A 13,889-nucleotide genomic window follows, 5' to 3' on the forward strand; every position below is an offset into this window, starting at 1 on the left:
TCCATGGACCTGGACGCACTTGTCGCCGTCCCCATCATCTTCATGGTCATCGTGGCGCCGGTGTGGATCATCGCGCACTACGTGACGAAGTGGCGGGTCGCCAAGACCCTCTCGGTGGATGACGAGCGTATGCTGTCGGACCTGTGGCACAGCGCCACCGAAATGGACAGCCGCATCCAGCAGCTTGAGAAGATCCTGGATGCGGAGGCCCCGGGCTGGAGGGCACGGCAATGACTGGTAGAGGTTCCAACCCGCCGCCCTTCCCCGGGCGGCGGCCCCCCGGCGGGAAGCCCGGCGGGGGTCCTGGCGGCGGCCAGGGCGGGTACGGCGGCGGCAGCCGCTGGACCAACCCGGCGGCCGGTTCCGGCGGCGGGTATGGCGGCGGCTCGTTCGGCAGCCCCAACCCCCACCGCCTGTACCGCAATCCCCGCGCCGGCAAGGTGGCCGGTGTCTGCGCCGGCGTCGCCGATTACTTCAGCGTCGACGCCTGGCTGGTGCGGCTGGGCATGGTGCTGGGCCTGGTGTTCTTCTTCCCCGCCACCATCATCGCCTACATCGTCCTGGCCGTGGTGTTGAAGCCACAGCCCCAGGGCCTGTACGGCAGCAGCGAGGAAGAGGTGTTCTGGCGGTCGGTCACCACCCGCCCCGACCAGACCCTGGCCGGCCTGCGCGCCAAGTTCCGCGACCTGGACCGCGAGATCGGCGCCATGGAAAGCGCCGTCGCCTCCCGCGAGTTCGACCTGCGGCGGCAGTTCAAGGACCTGGAGAAGTAAGTATCCGGGTACGTGGCGGGGAAGCGGGCGCCCCCGAGGGCCCCTTCCCCAGGAGTGCCCCCCGGGCGATCCTCCAGGCCGTTTATTGCGGCAGCCCATCCCAATGGTTGCCAGGGGCCTGTCACCAGGCACAAAATAATCTAAGATTGCGTGGCCTGATGGGATCGGTCCGGTCCCGTCGACGCTCCAAGTTTACCCGTTACACGACCCATAGCAGGTGGCCTCTCCCATGTCGCCGATACTCGTCCCCCTCCTGGCGCTGTCTATTCCCATCGTGGCCATCGTCTTGCGGGCGGTGCAGAGGCTGCAGGACATCGAGGCCATAGCGCAGGCGCGCCGCGGCCAGCAGGACCAGCGTTTCCGCTGCTTCGACGATCTGGAACGCCGCGTTACCCAGATGGAGCGGCACGTCACCAGCCCCGAATTCGACCTCAACCGCAAGCTGAACCAGCTGGCCCAGCGCTGATAGGACGAAGCCCCATGTCTCCCCTTCTCATTCCCATCACCGCCCTGCTGATCCCCATCGTCGCCCTGGTGACCCGTTACATGATCCGCGCGCGCGAACTGCAGGCCCAGGGCCTGTCGGACAACGCCGCCGGCGACCTGCTGGCCCGCGCCGACCGGCTGGAGCAGCGGGTGCAGCAGCTGGAGCGCCTGCTGGACGTGGAGTCCCCCGGCTGGCGCGCCCGCGCCTGACAGGTCCAGGAACGACACTCCCTTCGGCCTTCCAGCACCAGGAAACCACCAACCCGTGCCGCGACCCCTCCTCGCCGGGGCTGTCCTCTTGATCGCGTCCCTGGTCACGGCCGGGGGAGGGGGTTTGTTTCCATCAGGGGCGCGCGCCGAGTCCCGCACCGTCGTTTCGCCGCCCTCGGTTTCCCGGCCCCTGGTCTTCGGCATCCTGGAAACGGAACAGCCACCGCTGGTGGAGATGCGCGATGGCGTGGTGACGGGTGGCCTGGTCAAAGCCATCGGGGATGAGATCGCCCAGCGCACCGGCTTCAAGCCGATCTACCGGCTGATGCCCCGCAATCGTTTTGAGGGCGACCTGGCCAACGGCCTGATCGACCTGGCCTGCGGCTACAGCCCCGACTGGTTGCCCAAGATCGACCCCAGCCGTTTTTCCGTGTCCCTGCTGACCAGCCGCAGCGTGCTGGTCGTCCGCGGCGAGGACGCCGATCGCCTGCGCACGTTGAGTGACCTGGCTGGGCGGCGGGTGGGCGCCATCCTGGGCTTTCACTACCCGGCGGAGGTGGAATCCGCCTTCATCGACGGCACCTGGCAGCGCGAGGACGCCCCCACCGCCGACAGCAATTTCCGCAAGCTGCGCAACCGCCGCGTGGACGCGATCCTGACCACCGATTTGGAAGCGGAGTACCGCCAGGGGGCGGGGCAATCGGATGGGGCCAATGCGCCCAGGGATGGGGCGCTGGCCGTGCTGCCGCAGCCGGTGGGCGAACACCAGGAGCGATGCGCCAACGGGCCGGCATCCCCCTTGTCCATGGACGCGCTGAATGCCGCCGTCGACGCCATGCGCGCCGATGGTACGCTGACCCGCCTGCGCCGCGAGGCAGCCCACCGCGCCGGTAGCTGATATCAGCGGCACGAGACGGTCAATCGTGCCGCAGTAGCCCGCGACGGCGGGCGCCGGAGATTTTGGGACCAAGGAAGGCCCCTGAATCGAGCGGACAAGCCAAGGCCACGGATGTGGCCACCCGGCGCTTGAGGGGGCATTTGAACGGTCACGTTCAAATGCCGCGCGTATGATACCAAACGGGCCGTCCCCCAGAAGGAGACGGCCCGTCGTGCCTTCATGCGGGACAGCCTGTCAAAGGCCGGGGGCGACCTTGAACTCGGCCTCGGTCTTCTGGCGGATTTCGTCCACCGTCACGCCGGGGGCGACCTCGGCCAGGGTCAGGCCGCTGCCGCCTTCCTTGTCGACCTGGAAGACGCCCAGGTCGGTGACGATCATGTCCACGACCCGGGTGCCGGTCAGCGGCAGGGTGCAGGCCTTCAGGATCTTGGGCTCCAGCGCGCCGGTCTTCTTGTCGACGGCGCAGTGCTCCATGACCACGACCACCTTCTTCACGCCGGCCACCAGGTCCATGGCGCCGCCCATGCCCTTGACCATCTTGCCCGGGATCATCCAGTTGGCGAGATCGCCATTGGCCGCCACCTGCATGGCGCCCAACACCGACAGGTCGATATGGCCGCCGCGGATCATGGCGAAGCTGTCGGCGGAGCTGAAGAAGCTGCTGTCCGGCAGTTCGGTGATGGTCTGCTTGCCGGCGTTGATCAGGTCCGGGTCCTCATCCCCCTCATAGGGGAAGGGGCCCATGCCCAGCATGCCGTTCTCGCTCTGCAGCGTGACGTGCACGCCATCGGGGATGTAGTTGGCCACCAGGGTCGGGATGCCGATGCCCAGGTTGACGTAGAAACCGTCGCGCAGCTCCTTCGCGGCGCGGGCGGCGATGTCCTCACGGGTCCATGCCATAGGTCAGCTCCTTCACGCGCGCGGACGGGTGGTGCGCTGCTCGATGCGCTTTTCGAACGTGGCGCCCTTGATGATGCGCTGGACGAAGATGCCGGGGGTGTGGATGTGGTCGGGGTCGAAGCTGCCCGGTTCCACCAGTTCCTCGACCTCGGCCACTGTCACCTTGCCGGCCGTGGCCATCATCGGGTTGAAGTTCCGCGCCGTCTTGCGATAGACGAGGTTGCCCGCCGTATCGCCCTTCCAGGCCTTGACGATGGACAGATCCGCGACGATGCCGCGTTCCATCACATAGGTCTCGCCGTCGAACTCGCGCAGTTCCTTGCCCTCGGCCACCAGCGTGCCCACACCGGTCTTGGTGAAGAAGGCGGGGATGCCGGCGCCGCCGGCGCGGATGCGCTCGGCCAGGGTGCCCTGCGGGTTGAATTCCAGCTCAAGCTCACCGGACAGGTACTGCTGGGCGAACAGCTTGTTCTCACCCACGTAGCTGCTGATCATCTTCTTGATCTGCTTGGTTTCCAGCAGCAGGCCCAGGCCGAAGCCATCCACGCCGGCGTTGTTGGAAACAACCGTCAGCCCGGTCACGCCCGAGAGGCGGATGGCCTCGATCAGGTTTTCCGGAATGCCGCACAGGCCGAAGCCGCCGGCCATGACGGTGATATCGTTGCGCAACAGCCCGGCCAGGGCGGTTACGGCGTCGGGGTAGACCTTCTTGCTCATCGTGTCTCCGGACGGCCCCCTAGGATGTTTGAATTATGGTGCGGCCCCTCTCCCAGGCGCAATGCACCGCAGCATTGCTTACGGCCCCCAAGGGGGGTTCGTCAACTTGAACGACTCTTCAAGTCCGGCAGGCCTGCCCCCTGGCGGCTGCGGCTTGCAGCAGGCGCCCCAACGCGCTAGACCCTGAAGGGTCTGCCGGAATGCCGGGCCGTCGCCGGCCGGACCCGGGCCCGCGCCCCTTGTGGCCTACCCCTTATCCCCTGGCCTATCCTCCCGTGCTGGACCTCATCCTCACCACCGCCGTCGCCCTGTTCGTCACCATCGACCCGGTGGGGCTTGGCCCTATGTTCGTGGCCCTGACGGCCGGCATGGACCAGCGCTATCGCCGGCGCATGGCCATCAAGGGCACGGTGATCGCGGCCCTGATCCTGTTCTTCTTCGCCTTTGCCGGCGACCTGTTGCTGCGGGCGCTGGGCATCGGTTTCGCCGCCTTCCGCATCGCCGGCGGCGTGCTGCTGATGCTGGTGGCCATCGACATGGTGTTCGCCCGCGAAAGCGGCGTGCGCACCGCCACGGCGGATGAGCGGGAAGAGGCGCGCCACCGCGCCGACATTTCCGTCTTTCCCCTGGCCATCCCGCTGATCAGCGGCCCCGGCACCATGACCACCATCGTGCTGTTCATGGGCCGCACCCAGGGCGATTTCGCCAAGCAGGCCGTGGTGCTGGGCGTCCTAGCCGGCATCCTGGCCCTGACCCTGTTCGTGCTGATCTTCGCCACCAAGGTCAGCCGCATCCTGGGCCGTACCGGCATCACCGTGCTGAACCGCGTGCTGGGCATCCTGCTGTCCGCCCTGGCCTGCCAGTTCGTGATTGACGGGATCTTAGCCAGCGGGCTGATCCCGGGGAAAGGTTAGCACCACCCACTACAGCACCGGCTATAACCGATACCGGATTGCGCGCCTGCTTTCATTTTGTGGGATTGCATGCATCTCAAGCGCTATTATTAAGGTGCTATCATGCCATCCATCACCGTGAGAAACGGGCCAGAAGAGGTCCACCGCGCCCTACGGGTGCGCGCGGCGCAGCATGGCCGCAGCGCCGAAGCGGAAATCCGCGACATTCTGGAGCGTGCCGTTAAGCCGGAAAAGCGCCTGCACCTGGGGGACGCGCTGGCGGCGCTCAGCCGGGAAGCGGGCCTTAGTAATGAGGACTTCGCTATCTTTGAGGATATGCGGGATAGAACACCGGCTGAGCCGATGACGTTCGAATGATCGTCCTGGATACCAACGTCGTTTCAGAGGCGATGAAGCCGGAACCCAACCCGGCCGTACGCGCCTGGCTGAATAACCAGGCCGCCGAAACGCTTTACCTCAGCAGTGTGACACTGGCGGAACTGTGGTTCGGCATTGAGGCGCTGCCGGAAGGCCAGCGCAAGATCGCACTTGCCCAAACCTTGGACGGGCTGTTGGCCCTGTTCGAGGGACGGGTGCTGTCCTTTGATGTCAGCGCCGCCTGCCATTATGCAACGCTTGCAGCCGCAGATCGAAAGCGTGGCTTGGGCTTTCCGACGCCGGATGGATATATCGCCGCGGTCGCCGTCTCACGCGGCTTTATCGTCGCCTCACGTGATACTGCCCCTTACGAGGCGGGCGGCGTGAAAGTGATCAATCCCTGGCAAGAGCCGGCCTGATCAGCTGCAGCCGCCGCCACCCGAGCCGCAGCTGGGGCCGTGGCGGTGGGGGGCGGTGTCGCGGTCCAGGCCCTGGGCCGCCAGCTCGGACAGATACCGGGCCCAGCGCTCCTCATACTCCATGCCCAGCTCGTACAGGTACTTCCAGGAGAAGATGCCGGTGTCGTGGCCGTCGTCGAAGATCAGGCGGACGGCGTAGTTGCCGATGGGCTCCAGCTCCGCCACCGCGACGGCGCGCTTGCCGGGCACCGTCTGCTTCTGGTCGGGGCTGTGGCCCTGCACCTCGGCCGACGGGCTTTCCACCCGCAGGTACTCGGCCGGCAGGGTGGCGCGGGCGCCGTTGTCGAAGGTGATGACCAACTCGCGCTCCGCCCGCTTGTAGCGGATCTCGGTCGGCCAGTGCTGGGTGCCGTGGGCGTCGGTGGCGAAGGTTTCCTGGGTCATGACGGTCGGCCTCAGTCGTCCAGCGACCGGGCCTCATCCACCAGCATGATGGGGATGCCGTCGCGGATGGGGTAGGCCAGGCGCGCCTGCTGGCTGATCAGCTCCTGGCGCTGGGCGTCGTAGCTGAGCGGCCCCTTCGTCAGGGGGCAGACCAGGATTTCCAGCAGCTTGGGATCGACCTTGGCGGTATCGGACATGGGACAGGGTCCTTCGGGAAGAAAATTCAGTGGCGCGCGACGTCGCCGTCCGCCGATTCATGCACCGCCATCTGCACCAACGCCAGCAGCATCGACGCACGGCTGATGAAATCCGGCGCCTCGAGCAGGGCCTGCTTCTCAGCCGGCGTGAAGGGACACAGCATGGCGATGGTGGCGATCAGCTGCTCATCCGACGCCGCCTCCAGCGCCTGCCAGTTCACCGTCAGCGAACGGCGGGCGAAGTAGGTCTTCAGCGCCGCCATCAGCACGGCGCGGTCGAACTGCCCGTCGGCGGGCAGCACGAAGTCGTCGGCGAAGGGCGACCAGTCGGCCATGACGCGGCGATAGCCGCGCATGGTCGACACCTCCTCCCGGATGCGGAAACGGCACAGGCCGCTGAGCGTGATGAGGTAGCGCCCGTCATCGGTTTCGGCGAAGGCGGTGAGCCGGCCACAGCAGCCGACACCGGCCAGCGGCGGCTCCACGCCGCCTGCCGCCTCCGCCCCCGGTTCCATGGGCTGGATCATCCCGATCAGCCGGTCACCGGCCAGGCTGTCCTGCACCATGGCGAGGTAGCGCGGCTCGAAGATGTTGAGCGGCAGCCGCGCGCGCGGCAGGACCAACGCCCCCGTCAGGGGGAAGACGGGGATGCTGGCCGGCAGCCGGTCGAAGCTGGGGGTGAAGGGGCTCATCACGCCGCCCACCGGCTCAGGCGAACAGGATGGACGACAGCTTGCGCCGGCCGGCGATGGCCAGCGGATGCTTGAAGCCCAGCGCCTCGAAGAACTTCACCAGCTGCTTGCGGGCCGCCTGTTCGTTCCATTCACGGTCGCGCTTCACGATGTCCAGCAGGTGATCCACCGCCACCTCCTGCTGGCCGGCGGCGTACAGCGCCAGCGCCAGGTCGTAGCGCGCCTGGTGGTTGTCGGGATCGGCCGCCAGGGCGCGCTCCAGGTCACCCACCGGGCCCATGTCCGCCGCCTGGCGGGCCAGGTCCATCTGGGTGCGCAGGGCCACGATCTCCGGCGCCTTGGCCAGGGCGGCGGGCGCCTGGTCCAGCATCTCCTGCGCGGTGTCCGCCTGGTCGGCGGCCAGCAGGCAGCGAATCAGGCCGGCATAGGCGGCGGCGTTCTCCGGCTCCTCGCCCAGCACCTCGTTATAGAGGGCGGCGGCGGTCTGGGCGTCGCCCGACTCCAGCAGCTGGCCGGCCTCCTCCAGCACGGCGGCGATGTCGGCGGCACCGGGCACGCCACCCGCTGCCTGCACCAGGCGGTCGATGAACTGCTTCACCTGGCTTTCCGGCAGGGCGCCGGTGAAGCCATCCACCGGGCGGCCCTGGAAGAAGGCGTAGACGGCGGGGATGGACTGGATGCGCAGCTGTCCGGCGATGGCCGGGTTCTGGTCGGTATCGATCTTGACCAGCTTCACCGCCCCCTTGGCGGCCAGCACGGCCTTTTCGATGATCGGGCCCAGGGTCTTGCAGGGGCCGCACCAGGGCGCCCAGAAGTCCACGATCACCGGCACCTCGCGCGAGGCCTCGATGACATCGGCCATGAAGGTGCGGTCGCTGCCGTCCTTAATCAGGTTGGACTTGTCCACCGGGGCGTTGCCGCCGGGGGCGGCGCTGGTCGGAAACTGCATGGCCTCGTCATCCCTTCTGAGCCGCAGGCGCCGCCGCCCCCCTTGGGCACGGCACGGGAGCCCGCGCATAGGTCACTGAAATGAGCCCGCCTGGCCGCCGCCGCAAGGGGCATATGGGCCCCGGACGCCAGCGGGGCGGGTGACCGGTCCCTTATAGCCGTCCCGGCACGGGGAAAAAAGCCACCCGATTTTTCCCTGAAAAAAGCGCTTGCATTCGATCGACACCTGCATATTATCCGCGCTCACCGCCGGGGGGCACTGACCGCAAGGGCAGAGCCGAACGTCGGGATGGGGTGCGGGCGTAGCTCAGGGGTAGAGCACAACCTTGCCAAGGTTGGGGTCGAGGGTTCGAATCCCTTCGCCCGCTCCAGTCTTCCTTGATAGGAAGATCAAGCGAGAAAAGGCCGGGCCGGCTGGTTCGGCCTTTCGCTTTTAGATGAGCCTTCGATGAAGGCGGAGAGTTGGATACGCGGGCGTAGCTCAGGGGTAGAGCACAACCTTGCCAAGGTTGGGGTCGAGGGTTCGAATCCCTTCGCCCGCTCCAGTCTCTCAAAAGTCGCACCAAGGCGTCCGTTCGGGCGCCTTTTGCTTTTTCAGCCCCCCTCTCATCGTCCTCCTCCCCATTCGAAAGCCCGGCCTGCCCACCTTGGGCGGACCCAGCCCACCTTGAGCGGACAATGCGCCGCCTTTGGCCGTTCCCCGCAAAGCAGAAGGTCTGCGTATAAGGCTCAATTTAAAAACCGACCAGATGGTTTGTATTTTGAGAATCGAGCTGCTATGGTTGGCGTCAGCAAGCGGAATCCTCCCCGCAGTGCGGTCCCAACACAGGAGCACCGGCCCGATGACCCACCGTTCCCGTCCTGCCGCGCAGACATGCGCCTATCGCCTGAGCCGCCTGGGCCGCGTCGCCCTGGTCCTGGCCGCCGCCGGCGCTGTAAGTGGGTGCAGCGGCCTGGTGGCGCTGCCCGTCCGCACCGCCAGCGCCGTGGTCAAGGTGGTGCCGGTGGCCGGCGACATCGCCGCCAAGCCCCTGGACGCCGCCGCCGATGCCATTGACTGACCCCACCCCACCGGCAGTGGCCGTGTGCGAGGGCTGTGGCGTGGTGCTGACGGGGGGCCCGTCACCGCATACCCCCCGGTGCCCGCGGTGCGAAAAGGCCATCGGCCCCCGGCCTCTGGCCGACGCGCTGTTCCTGGTCGCGCTGGCGGTGGGCGGCACCCTGTTGGTGACGGCGGCGACCTTCACCATGACGGAGGTTTCGGCGGAACCGCCCCACGGCGCCCTGATGGGCGCCTGGCGCCGGCCCGCCACGCCGTAAGCTCCCGTCCTTAGAACAGCCGCCGCCAGTGCAGCACCACCAGGGACGCCACGATGGTGAAGATCATGACGCCGCAAACCCAAAGGAAGCCGGCGTCGTGGCCGCTCCACGGCAGGCCGCCCACATTCATGCCGAAGATGCCGGTGATCAGGTTCACCGGCAGCAGGATGGTGGTGACGATGGACAGGACATAGAGGTTGCGGTTGGTGGCCTCGCTGAAGCGGTTGGACAGTTCGTCCTGCAACAGGCGGGCGCGTTCCTGCACCAGGTCCAGGTCCTGGCCGACACCGTCCAGCCGATCGATGCCCTGGCGCAAACGGGCCTGATCCTCCACCCCGCACCAGCCGGGCAGGCGGCCCAGCGCCACGTTCAGCGCCGTGCGCTGCGGGCCCAGATGGCGGCGCAGGCGGGCGGCGGTGCGGCGGATGCGGCCCAGCTTCTCCCCCTCATCCTCCAGCCGGTCGGCCAGCAGGGCGTCCTCGACATCGTCCACGTCATTGGCCAGTTCGCTGACCTCCGCCGCCACGGTGTCGGTCAGGTGGAACATGAGGTGGGCGATGAGGTCGATGGCCCCGGTGGGCGCCAGGCCCTGGGCGACGGCGCGGCGCAACTGGTCCACCGCCATCAGCGGCTGGCGCCGCGCGGTGATGACCAGGCGCGAATCCATGTACAGGCGCAGCTGCCCCAGGCCGCCGGCCGGATCGTCGAAACGGTGGTGCAGGTCGGCCAGCACGCCGGTCAATCCCTCGCCCACCGGTTCCAGGCGGAAGTGGCTGTCCTGGCCCAGCAGCGCCTGGCGGGCGCCGCGCGGCAGGGTGGGCATGGCCTCGATCCACTGCCGCGCCCGCACATCCACCAGGTTGAAGTGCAACCAGACCAAGCCATCGGGTTCCGCCAGCGCGTCGGCGATGCGGGGCCAGGGCACCGGGGTCACCACGCCGCTGCGGACCAGGAAGCCGCAAATCAGCCCATGTTCCTCGCTGATGTCCGACGCCGCGCGCGTGCCCATCCATGGTCCTTTCGGAAGCGGGACGGCCCGCCGCCGCCCGTCTCCTGTGATGCAGGGTGGGGACGGCCAGCGTCAATGGCCTGGAATCTGACGACTTTGTGACAACAGGACCGTCCACCCCGCGACGGAGTGGCCCGCGTCGCTTCATCGCGGCTCAGAATGGCTTGCCGATCACCAGGAACAGGATGCCGACCACCGACAGAACGATCAAGGCGGGGATGAAGCGGCCGAACCCGGTACGCCGGTGCTGTTGCCCATTGGTCAGCCGGCGCAGCGCCCCGGCCTGGGCGCCGTGCAGGCCGGAGAGCGCCGTGACCAGGGCCAGCTTGGCCCACAGCCAGCCGGCGGAAGGCAGCCAGCCGCCCTTGACCGCCAGGGTCAGGCCCAGGCCCCAGACCAGCAGGATGGCCGGCCCCGTCACCCAGCGGTGCCAGGCCCGCGCCGCGCGCCAGAAGGCGGGCGACAGCGCATCGGCGCTGGGCACGAAGGCCAGCAACAGGGCTGCCGCCAGCAAACCCGCCACGAAGGTGACGGCGGCGGCGGCATGCAGCGATTCCAGCCAGAGATAGGGCATGGGTCCGGGTTCCCGATCTGAAGTTCGTCCCCTTGATACACCAGCCGCCGCCCCGCCGGAGGGGCCAGTTTGACCAAGGCGAACAGCCCCGGGGTCGCCCCGGGGCCGCACCGCACTTCTCGGGATTTAGGCCGGCGACTTGCCGACCTGGGCCGGTCAGGCCCGTAAGCCAAGCCACCGGATGGTGGCGCCCGGCGCCTGAGGAAGGGCATTTGAGCGATCAAGATCAAATGCCCTGCGCATCAGACTTGCGCCAGGCCGCCATCGGCGAACAGCTCGGCGCCGGCGACGAAGCTGCTGTCGCTGGAGGCCAGGAACAGGGCGGCCTTGGCGATCTCCTCCGGCTCGCCCACGCGGCCCAGGGGCACTTGGCTGGCCATGTAGTCCAGCAGGCCCTGCTGCTGGGCGGCGTCGGGCCCGGCCAGCTCCACCAGGCCCGGCGTGCGGATGGGGCCGGGGCTGAGGACGTTCACGCGGATGCCGCGGCCCTTCAGGTCCAGGGTCCAGCCGCGGGCCAGGCTGCGCACCGCCGCCTTGCTGGCGCTGTAGACGCTGAAGGCCGGCGTGCCGGTGCTGCCGGCGGTGGAGCCGGTGAGAATGACCGAGGCGCCATCCACCAGCAGGGGCAGGGCCTTTTGCACCGTGAACAGCACAGCCTTCACGTTGCGGCCGAAGATGTCGTCGTAATGCTCTTCCGTGATCTGGCCCAGGGGCAGCATGGTGCCGCCGCCGGCATTGGCGAACAGCACGTCGATACGGCCGGCCTGGGCCTTCACCTGTTCATAGAGGCGGTTCAAATCCTCCGCCTTGGCGCTGTCGGCCTGGACGCCGATGGCGTTGGGGCCGATGGCCGCCACCGCCGCCTGCAGTTCCGGCGCGCGGCGGCCGGTGATGAAGACGCGGGCGCCTTCGGCGGCGAACGCCTTGGCGGTGGCGAGGCCGATGCCGCTGGTGCCACCGGTGACGACCGCGACCTTACCGTCGAGTTTGCGAGCCATTTTCTATGTCCTTTCAGTCTCTTGTCCAACATCACCCTGTTGTGGGCGGCTGATGGGCAAAAGATGTCGCCAAACCCGTATTTCCAAAATAGAAAGGATTGAAAACTATCATTGCAGGTTTGACGTTATGACCAAGGTGCCGGATTTTGAAGGCCTGGCCATGTTCGCCAAGGTGGCCGAGGAGCGGTCCTACGCCGCCGCGGCCCGGGCCATGGGCGTATCGGTCGCCACCGTGTCGCGCGGCGTCAGCCGGCTGGAGGACAGGCTGGGCGCCCGCCTGTTCAACCGCACCTCGCGCCGCCTGGCCCTGACCGACGTGGGCGCCGCCCTGGCCGCGCGGGCGTCCCAGTTGTATGCCGAGGCCGAAGCGGTGGAGGATGCGGCGCGCGAACTGTCCAGCCGCCCGCGCGGCACCGTCCGCCTGGCCGTGCCCATGAGCTTCGGCGTGCGCTGGGTGGCGCCGCTGCTCCCCGCCTTCCTGCGCGCCTATCCCGAGATCACCGTCGATCTGCATTTGAGCGATGCCGTGGTGGATTTGATCGGCGACGGGTTCGATGCCGCCCTGCGCATCGCCGTGTTGCCCGACAGCTCGCTGGTGGCGCGCCAGTTGTGCCCCATCGCCCGGCACATCGTGGCGGCGCCGGCCTACATCGCCCGCTATGGCCGCCCCCGGCATCCCGGCGAACTGGCGGCCCATCACTGCCTGGGCTACGCCTACCGCGCCCGTCAGGACGTCTGGCGCTTGGTCAACGCCGAGGGGTCGGAGGTGGCCGTGACGCCCACCGGGCCCCTGCGCGTCACCAACGGGGAAGCGCTGCTGCCCACCGTGCTGGACGGCCTGGCCATCGCCGAGTTGCCGGAGTTCCTGGCGGCGGAATACCTGGCCGACGGCCGGCTGGTGGATCTGCTGGACGGCTGGTCGCTGCCCCTGGGCGGGCTGTACCTGGTGACCCCCACCACCCGCGCCCGCCCCGCCAAGGTGGAGGCGCTGGCCGACTTCTTCATCGAGACCCTGTCCCATCCCGCCTGGCGGTCGCCGCCGCGCCGATAGCTGCCGTCGCAAAGTCGCTCTACAGCCCAAGGCCATCCGGCATTAGGGTCGCGTCCCCAGAAGGACCGAGCCACCATGACGCCCCGCCTGTATCTGACCTTTCCCCTGCTGGCCGTGCTGATCTGGACCGGCAACAACCTGGTGACCAAGGCCTCGGCCGGCGCCATCCCGCCCAGCGTCATCGCCTTTGACCGCTGGTTCGTGGCCTTCGTGCTGCTGACGCCCTTCTGCCTGCGCGGCGCCTGGGCGCGACGGGCCACCCTGCGCCAGCACCTGCCCCAAATCGTCGTCCTGGGCCTGCTGGGCATGGCGCTGTACCAGGGGCTGGCCTATTACGCGGCGGCCAGTACCAGCGCCACCAACATCGGCATCTTTGTCGCTCTGGTGCCGCTGCTGACCCTGGCGATCAGCGCCGTGTGGCTGCGGCAGAAGCACGGGCCCCTGGCCCTGGCGGGCGGCCTAGTGTCGCTGGCCGGCATCCTGTTCGTGCTGGGCCAGGGCGATTATGGTCGCCTGCTGTCGCACGGCGTGGGCCGGGGGGATGCCTTCATGCTGGGCGCCTGCGTCGCCTATGCCGCCTATGGCGTCTGCCTGAAGCGCTGGCCCCTGCCCTTGCCGGTGTGGACCTCGCTTTACGCCCAGGTGGCGGCGGGCCTGGTCTTCCTGCTGCCGGGCTATCTGCTGGCGCCATCGGCCCCGGCCACGCCGGCCACCATCGCCATGATCGCCTATGCCGGCATCCCGACATCCATCCTGGCGCCGGTGCTGTGGATGCAGGGGGTGAAGCACCTGGGGCCGGGCCGCACCGCCATCTTCATGAACCTGCTGCCCATCACCACCGCGGTGCTGGCGGCCCTGCTGCTGGGCGAGGTGCTGCACCCCTATCACCTGGTGGGCGGCGGCTTGGTGGTGCTGGGCATCGTGCTGGCCCAGCGCCCCGCGCGCCCGCGGCCGCAACCGGCCGCCGCCCACCCCTGAGCGG

General features: G+C 68.2%; 21 protein-coding genes and 2 tRNA genes. 14 read left to right on the forward strand and 9 right to left on the reverse strand.

Annotation, left to right across the window (positions count from 1 at the left end; translation table 11 throughout):
* Window positions 1-3 precede the first annotated feature (3 nt).
* The 5 genes from pspB to FBZ90_RS14120 all read left to right on the forward strand — a co-directional run bounded on the left by pspB (window position 4) and on the right by FBZ90_RS14120 (window position 2,367).
* Window positions 4-234 carry an envelope stress response membrane protein PspB gene (gene pspB / locus FBZ90_RS14100; RefSeq protein ID WP_040845458.1) on the forward strand — a complete coding sequence of 77 codons (231 nt, stop codon included), beginning with the start codon at window positions 4-6 and terminating at the stop codon, window positions 232-234.
* Window positions 231-773 (forward strand): envelope stress response membrane protein PspC, encoded by a 543-nt coding sequence (gene pspC, locus FBZ90_RS14105; protein WP_145733034.1) that lies wholly within the window; start codon window positions 231-233, stop codon window positions 771-773. Before pspB ends, pspC begins: the two co-directional genes overlap by 4 nt.
* 229 nt (window positions 774-1,002) lie before the next feature.
* On the forward strand, window positions 1,003-1,239 hold the full coding sequence (locus FBZ90_RS14110; RefSeq protein WP_145733036.1) for a hypothetical protein: 237 nt from the start codon (window positions 1,003-1,005) through the stop codon (window positions 1,237-1,239).
* Between the two features lie 14 nt (window positions 1,240-1,253).
* Complete coding sequence (locus FBZ90_RS14115) at window positions 1,254-1,469, forward strand: phage shock protein B (RefSeq protein WP_145733038.1); 216 nt, start codon at window positions 1,254-1,256, stop codon at window positions 1,467-1,469.
* A gap of 124 nt (window positions 1,470-1,593) precedes the next feature.
* Window positions 1,594-2,367, forward strand: a complete 774-nt coding sequence (locus FBZ90_RS14120; protein WP_145733040.1) for a substrate-binding periplasmic protein — start codon at window positions 1,594-1,596, stop codon at window positions 2,365-2,367.
* Window positions 2,368-2,601: 234 nt separating this feature from the next.
* Here FBZ90_RS14120 and FBZ90_RS14125 read toward each other — a convergent pair whose 3' ends face one another.
* Both FBZ90_RS14125 and FBZ90_RS14130 read right to left on the reverse strand, forming a co-directional pair.
* On the reverse strand, window positions 2,602-3,267 hold the full coding sequence (locus FBZ90_RS14125) for a 3-oxoacid CoA-transferase subunit B (RefSeq protein ID WP_145733042.1): 666 nt from the start codon (window positions 3,265-3,267) through the stop codon (window positions 2,602-2,604).
* A gap of 12 nt (window positions 3,268-3,279) precedes the next feature.
* Window positions 3,280-3,984 carry a CoA transferase subunit A gene (locus tag FBZ90_RS14130; RefSeq protein WP_145733043.1) on the reverse strand — a complete coding sequence of 235 codons (705 nt, stop codon included), beginning with the start codon at window positions 3,982-3,984 and terminating at the stop codon, window positions 3,280-3,282.
* Between the two features lie 200 nt (window positions 3,985-4,184).
* Between FBZ90_RS14130 and FBZ90_RS14135 the strand changes: the two genes are divergently transcribed.
* The 3 genes from FBZ90_RS14135 to FBZ90_RS14145 all read left to right on the forward strand — a co-directional run bounded on the left by FBZ90_RS14135 (window position 4,185) and on the right by FBZ90_RS14145 (window position 5,674).
* Window positions 4,185-4,898 carry a MarC family protein gene (locus FBZ90_RS14135; protein ID WP_145733045.1) on the forward strand — a complete coding sequence of 238 codons (714 nt, stop codon included), beginning with the start codon at window positions 4,185-4,187 and terminating at the stop codon, window positions 4,896-4,898.
* 102 nt (window positions 4,899-5,000) lie between these two features.
* Window positions 5,001-5,255 (forward strand): FitA-like ribbon-helix-helix domain-containing protein, encoded by a 255-nt coding sequence (locus FBZ90_RS14140; protein WP_145733047.1) that lies wholly within the window; start codon window positions 5,001-5,003, stop codon window positions 5,253-5,255.
* Entirely contained in the window at window positions 5,252-5,674 is a 423-nt protein-coding gene (locus FBZ90_RS14145; RefSeq protein ID WP_145733049.1) for a type II toxin-antitoxin system VapC family toxin, read from the forward strand. Before FBZ90_RS14140 ends, FBZ90_RS14145 begins: the two co-directional genes overlap by 4 nt.
* Here the strand turns inward: FBZ90_RS14145 and FBZ90_RS14150 are convergent, their stop codons facing one another.
* From FBZ90_RS14150 to FBZ90_RS14165, 4 genes are read right to left on the reverse strand one after another with little or no spacing between them, the layout of a single operon-like run.
* Window positions 5,675-6,118, reverse strand: coding sequence for a gamma-butyrobetaine hydroxylase family protein (locus FBZ90_RS14150; RefSeq protein ID WP_145733051.1), 444 nt, complete (start codon window positions 6,116-6,118; stop codon window positions 5,675-5,677).
* Window positions 6,119-6,129: 11 nt separating this feature from the next.
* Window positions 6,130-6,315, reverse strand: coding sequence for a Trm112 family protein (locus tag FBZ90_RS14155; RefSeq protein ID WP_145733052.1), 186 nt, complete (start codon window positions 6,313-6,315; stop codon window positions 6,130-6,132).
* Window positions 6,316-6,341: 26 nt separating this feature from the next.
* Window positions 6,342-7,007: an LON peptidase substrate-binding domain-containing protein gene (locus FBZ90_RS14160; protein WP_145733054.1), complete on the reverse strand. Its 666-nt coding sequence runs from the start codon at window positions 7,005-7,007 to the stop codon at window positions 6,342-6,344.
* 16 nt (window positions 7,008-7,023) lie between these two features.
* Window positions 7,024-7,956 (reverse strand): thioredoxin family protein, encoded by a 933-nt coding sequence (locus FBZ90_RS14165; RefSeq protein ID WP_145733056.1) that lies wholly within the window; start codon window positions 7,954-7,956, stop codon window positions 7,024-7,026.
* Window positions 7,957-8,251: 295 nt separating this feature from the next.
* Between FBZ90_RS14165 and FBZ90_RS14170 the strand changes: the two genes are divergently transcribed.
* The 4 genes from FBZ90_RS14170 (at window position 8,252) to FBZ90_RS14185 (ending at window position 9,275) form a co-directional block, all read left to right on the forward strand.
* Window positions 8,252-8,326: transfer RNA gene (locus FBZ90_RS14170), tRNA-Gly, on the forward strand.
* Window positions 8,327-8,425: 99 nt separating this feature from the next.
* Window positions 8,426-8,500 (forward strand) — tRNA-Gly (locus FBZ90_RS14175).
* 297 nt (window positions 8,501-8,797) lie between these two features.
* Window positions 8,798-9,016 carry a DUF6726 family protein gene (locus FBZ90_RS14180; RefSeq protein ID WP_145733058.1) on the forward strand — a complete coding sequence of 73 codons (219 nt, stop codon included), beginning with the start codon at window positions 8,798-8,800 and terminating at the stop codon, window positions 9,014-9,016.
* Window positions 9,003-9,275 (forward strand): hypothetical protein, encoded by a 273-nt coding sequence (locus FBZ90_RS14185; protein WP_145733060.1) that lies wholly within the window; start codon window positions 9,003-9,005, stop codon window positions 9,273-9,275. The genes FBZ90_RS14180 and FBZ90_RS14185 overlap by 14 nt, the downstream gene beginning before the upstream one ends.
* Window positions 9,276-9,285: 10 nt before the next feature.
* Here the strand turns inward: FBZ90_RS14185 and FBZ90_RS14190 are convergent, their stop codons facing one another.
* The 3 genes from FBZ90_RS14190 to FBZ90_RS14200 all read right to left on the reverse strand — a co-directional run bounded on the left by FBZ90_RS14190 (window position 9,286) and on the right by FBZ90_RS14200 (window position 11,856).
* On the reverse strand, window positions 9,286-10,284 hold the full coding sequence (locus FBZ90_RS14190; RefSeq protein WP_145733062.1) for a transporter: 999 nt from the start codon (window positions 10,282-10,284) through the stop codon (window positions 9,286-9,288).
* A gap of 154 nt (window positions 10,285-10,438) precedes the next feature.
* Entirely contained in the window at window positions 10,439-10,858 is a 420-nt protein-coding gene (locus tag FBZ90_RS14195) for a CopD family protein (protein WP_145733064.1), read from the reverse strand.
* A 242-nt stretch (window positions 10,859-11,100) separates the two neighbouring features.
* Window positions 11,101-11,856, reverse strand: coding sequence for an SDR family oxidoreductase (locus FBZ90_RS14200; RefSeq protein ID WP_145733066.1), 756 nt, complete (start codon window positions 11,854-11,856; stop codon window positions 11,101-11,103).
* Between the two features lie 127 nt (window positions 11,857-11,983).
* On the opposite strand from FBZ90_RS14200, the gene FBZ90_RS14205 reads away from it, so the two are divergent.
* Together FBZ90_RS14205 and FBZ90_RS14210 are read left to right on the forward strand one after the other, a co-directional pair.
* On the forward strand, window positions 11,984-12,907 hold the full coding sequence (locus FBZ90_RS14205) for a LysR family transcriptional regulator (protein ID WP_145733068.1): 924 nt from the start codon (window positions 11,984-11,986) through the stop codon (window positions 12,905-12,907).
* A 75-nt stretch (window positions 12,908-12,982) separates the two neighbouring features.
* Window positions 12,983-13,885 carry a DMT family transporter gene (locus tag FBZ90_RS14210; protein ID WP_145733070.1) on the forward strand — a complete coding sequence of 301 codons (903 nt, stop codon included), beginning with the start codon at window positions 12,983-12,985 and terminating at the stop codon, window positions 13,883-13,885.
* Window positions 13,886-13,889 lie beyond the last annotated feature (4 nt).

Origin of the sequence: Nitrospirillum pindoramense (assembly GCF_007827955.1) — a bacterium.
Lineage (GTDB): Bacteria > Pseudomonadota > Alphaproteobacteria > Azospirillales > Azospirillaceae > Nitrospirillum > Nitrospirillum amazonense_B.

What these genes read in the sequence shown, in the direction of transcription:
- FBZ90_RS14150 (WP_145733051.1), bottom strand. Translation starts at nt 6,118, where the DNA reads ATGACCCAGGAAACCTTCGCCACCGACGCCCACGGCACCCAGCACTGG.
- pspB (WP_040845458.1), top strand. Translation starts at nt 4, where the DNA reads ATGGACCTGGACGCACTTGTCGCCGTCCCCATCATCTTCATGGTCATC.
- FBZ90_RS14180 (WP_145733058.1), top strand. Translation starts at nt 8,798, where the DNA reads ATGACCCACCGTTCCCGTCCTGCCGCGCAGACATGCGCCTATCGCCTG.
- FBZ90_RS14115 (WP_145733038.1), top strand. Translation starts at nt 1,254, where the DNA reads ATGTCTCCCCTTCTCATTCCCATCACCGCCCTGCTGATCCCCATCGTC.
- FBZ90_RS14145 (WP_145733049.1), top strand. Translation starts at nt 5,252, where the DNA reads ATGATCGTCCTGGATACCAACGTCGTTTCAGAGGCGATGAAGCCGGAA.
- pspC (WP_145733034.1), top strand. Translation starts at nt 231, where the DNA reads ATGACTGGTAGAGGTTCCAACCCGCCGCCCTTCCCCGGGCGGCGGCCC.
- FBZ90_RS14210 (WP_145733070.1), top strand. Translation starts at nt 12,983, where the DNA reads ATGACGCCCCGCCTGTATCTGACCTTTCCCCTGCTGGCCGTGCTGATC.
- FBZ90_RS14125 (WP_145733042.1), bottom strand. Translation starts at nt 3,267, where the DNA reads ATGGCATGGACCCGTGAGGACATCGCCGCCCGCGCCGCGAAGGAGCTG.
- FBZ90_RS14155 (WP_145733052.1), bottom strand. Translation starts at nt 6,315, where the DNA reads ATGTCCGATACCGCCAAGGTCGATCCCAAGCTGCTGGAAATCCTGGTC.
- FBZ90_RS14195 (WP_145733064.1), bottom strand. Translation starts at nt 10,858, where the DNA reads ATGCCCTATCTCTGGCTGGAATCGCTGCATGCCGCCGCCGCCGTCACC.
- FBZ90_RS14140 (WP_145733047.1), top strand. Translation starts at nt 5,001, where the DNA reads ATGCCATCCATCACCGTGAGAAACGGGCCAGAAGAGGTCCACCGCGCC.
- FBZ90_RS14135 (WP_145733045.1), top strand. Translation starts at nt 4,185, where the DNA reads ATGCCGGGCCGTCGCCGGCCGGACCCGGGCCCGCGCCCCTTGTGGCCT.
- FBZ90_RS14165 (WP_145733056.1), bottom strand. Translation starts at nt 7,956, where the DNA reads ATGCAGTTTCCGACCAGCGCCGCCCCCGGCGGCAACGCCCCGGTGGAC.
- FBZ90_RS14110 (WP_145733036.1), top strand. Translation starts at nt 1,003, where the DNA reads ATGTCGCCGATACTCGTCCCCCTCCTGGCGCTGTCTATTCCCATCGTG.
- FBZ90_RS14160 (WP_145733054.1), bottom strand. Translation starts at nt 7,007, where the DNA reads ATGAGCCCCTTCACCCCCAGCTTCGACCGGCTGCCGGCCAGCATCCCC.
- FBZ90_RS14185 (WP_145733060.1), top strand. Translation starts at nt 9,003, where the DNA reads ATGCCATTGACTGACCCCACCCCACCGGCAGTGGCCGTGTGCGAGGGC.
- FBZ90_RS14205 (WP_145733068.1), top strand. Translation starts at nt 11,984, where the DNA reads ATGACCAAGGTGCCGGATTTTGAAGGCCTGGCCATGTTCGCCAAGGTG.
- FBZ90_RS14200 (WP_145733066.1), bottom strand. Translation starts at nt 11,856, where the DNA reads ATGGCTCGCAAACTCGACGGTAAGGTCGCGGTCGTCACCGGTGGCACC.
- FBZ90_RS14190 (WP_145733062.1), bottom strand. Translation starts at nt 10,284, where the DNA reads ATGGGCACGCGCGCGGCGTCGGACATCAGCGAGGAACATGGGCTGATT.
- FBZ90_RS14130 (WP_145733043.1), bottom strand. Translation starts at nt 3,984, where the DNA reads ATGAGCAAGAAGGTCTACCCCGACGCCGTAACCGCCCTGGCCGGGCTG.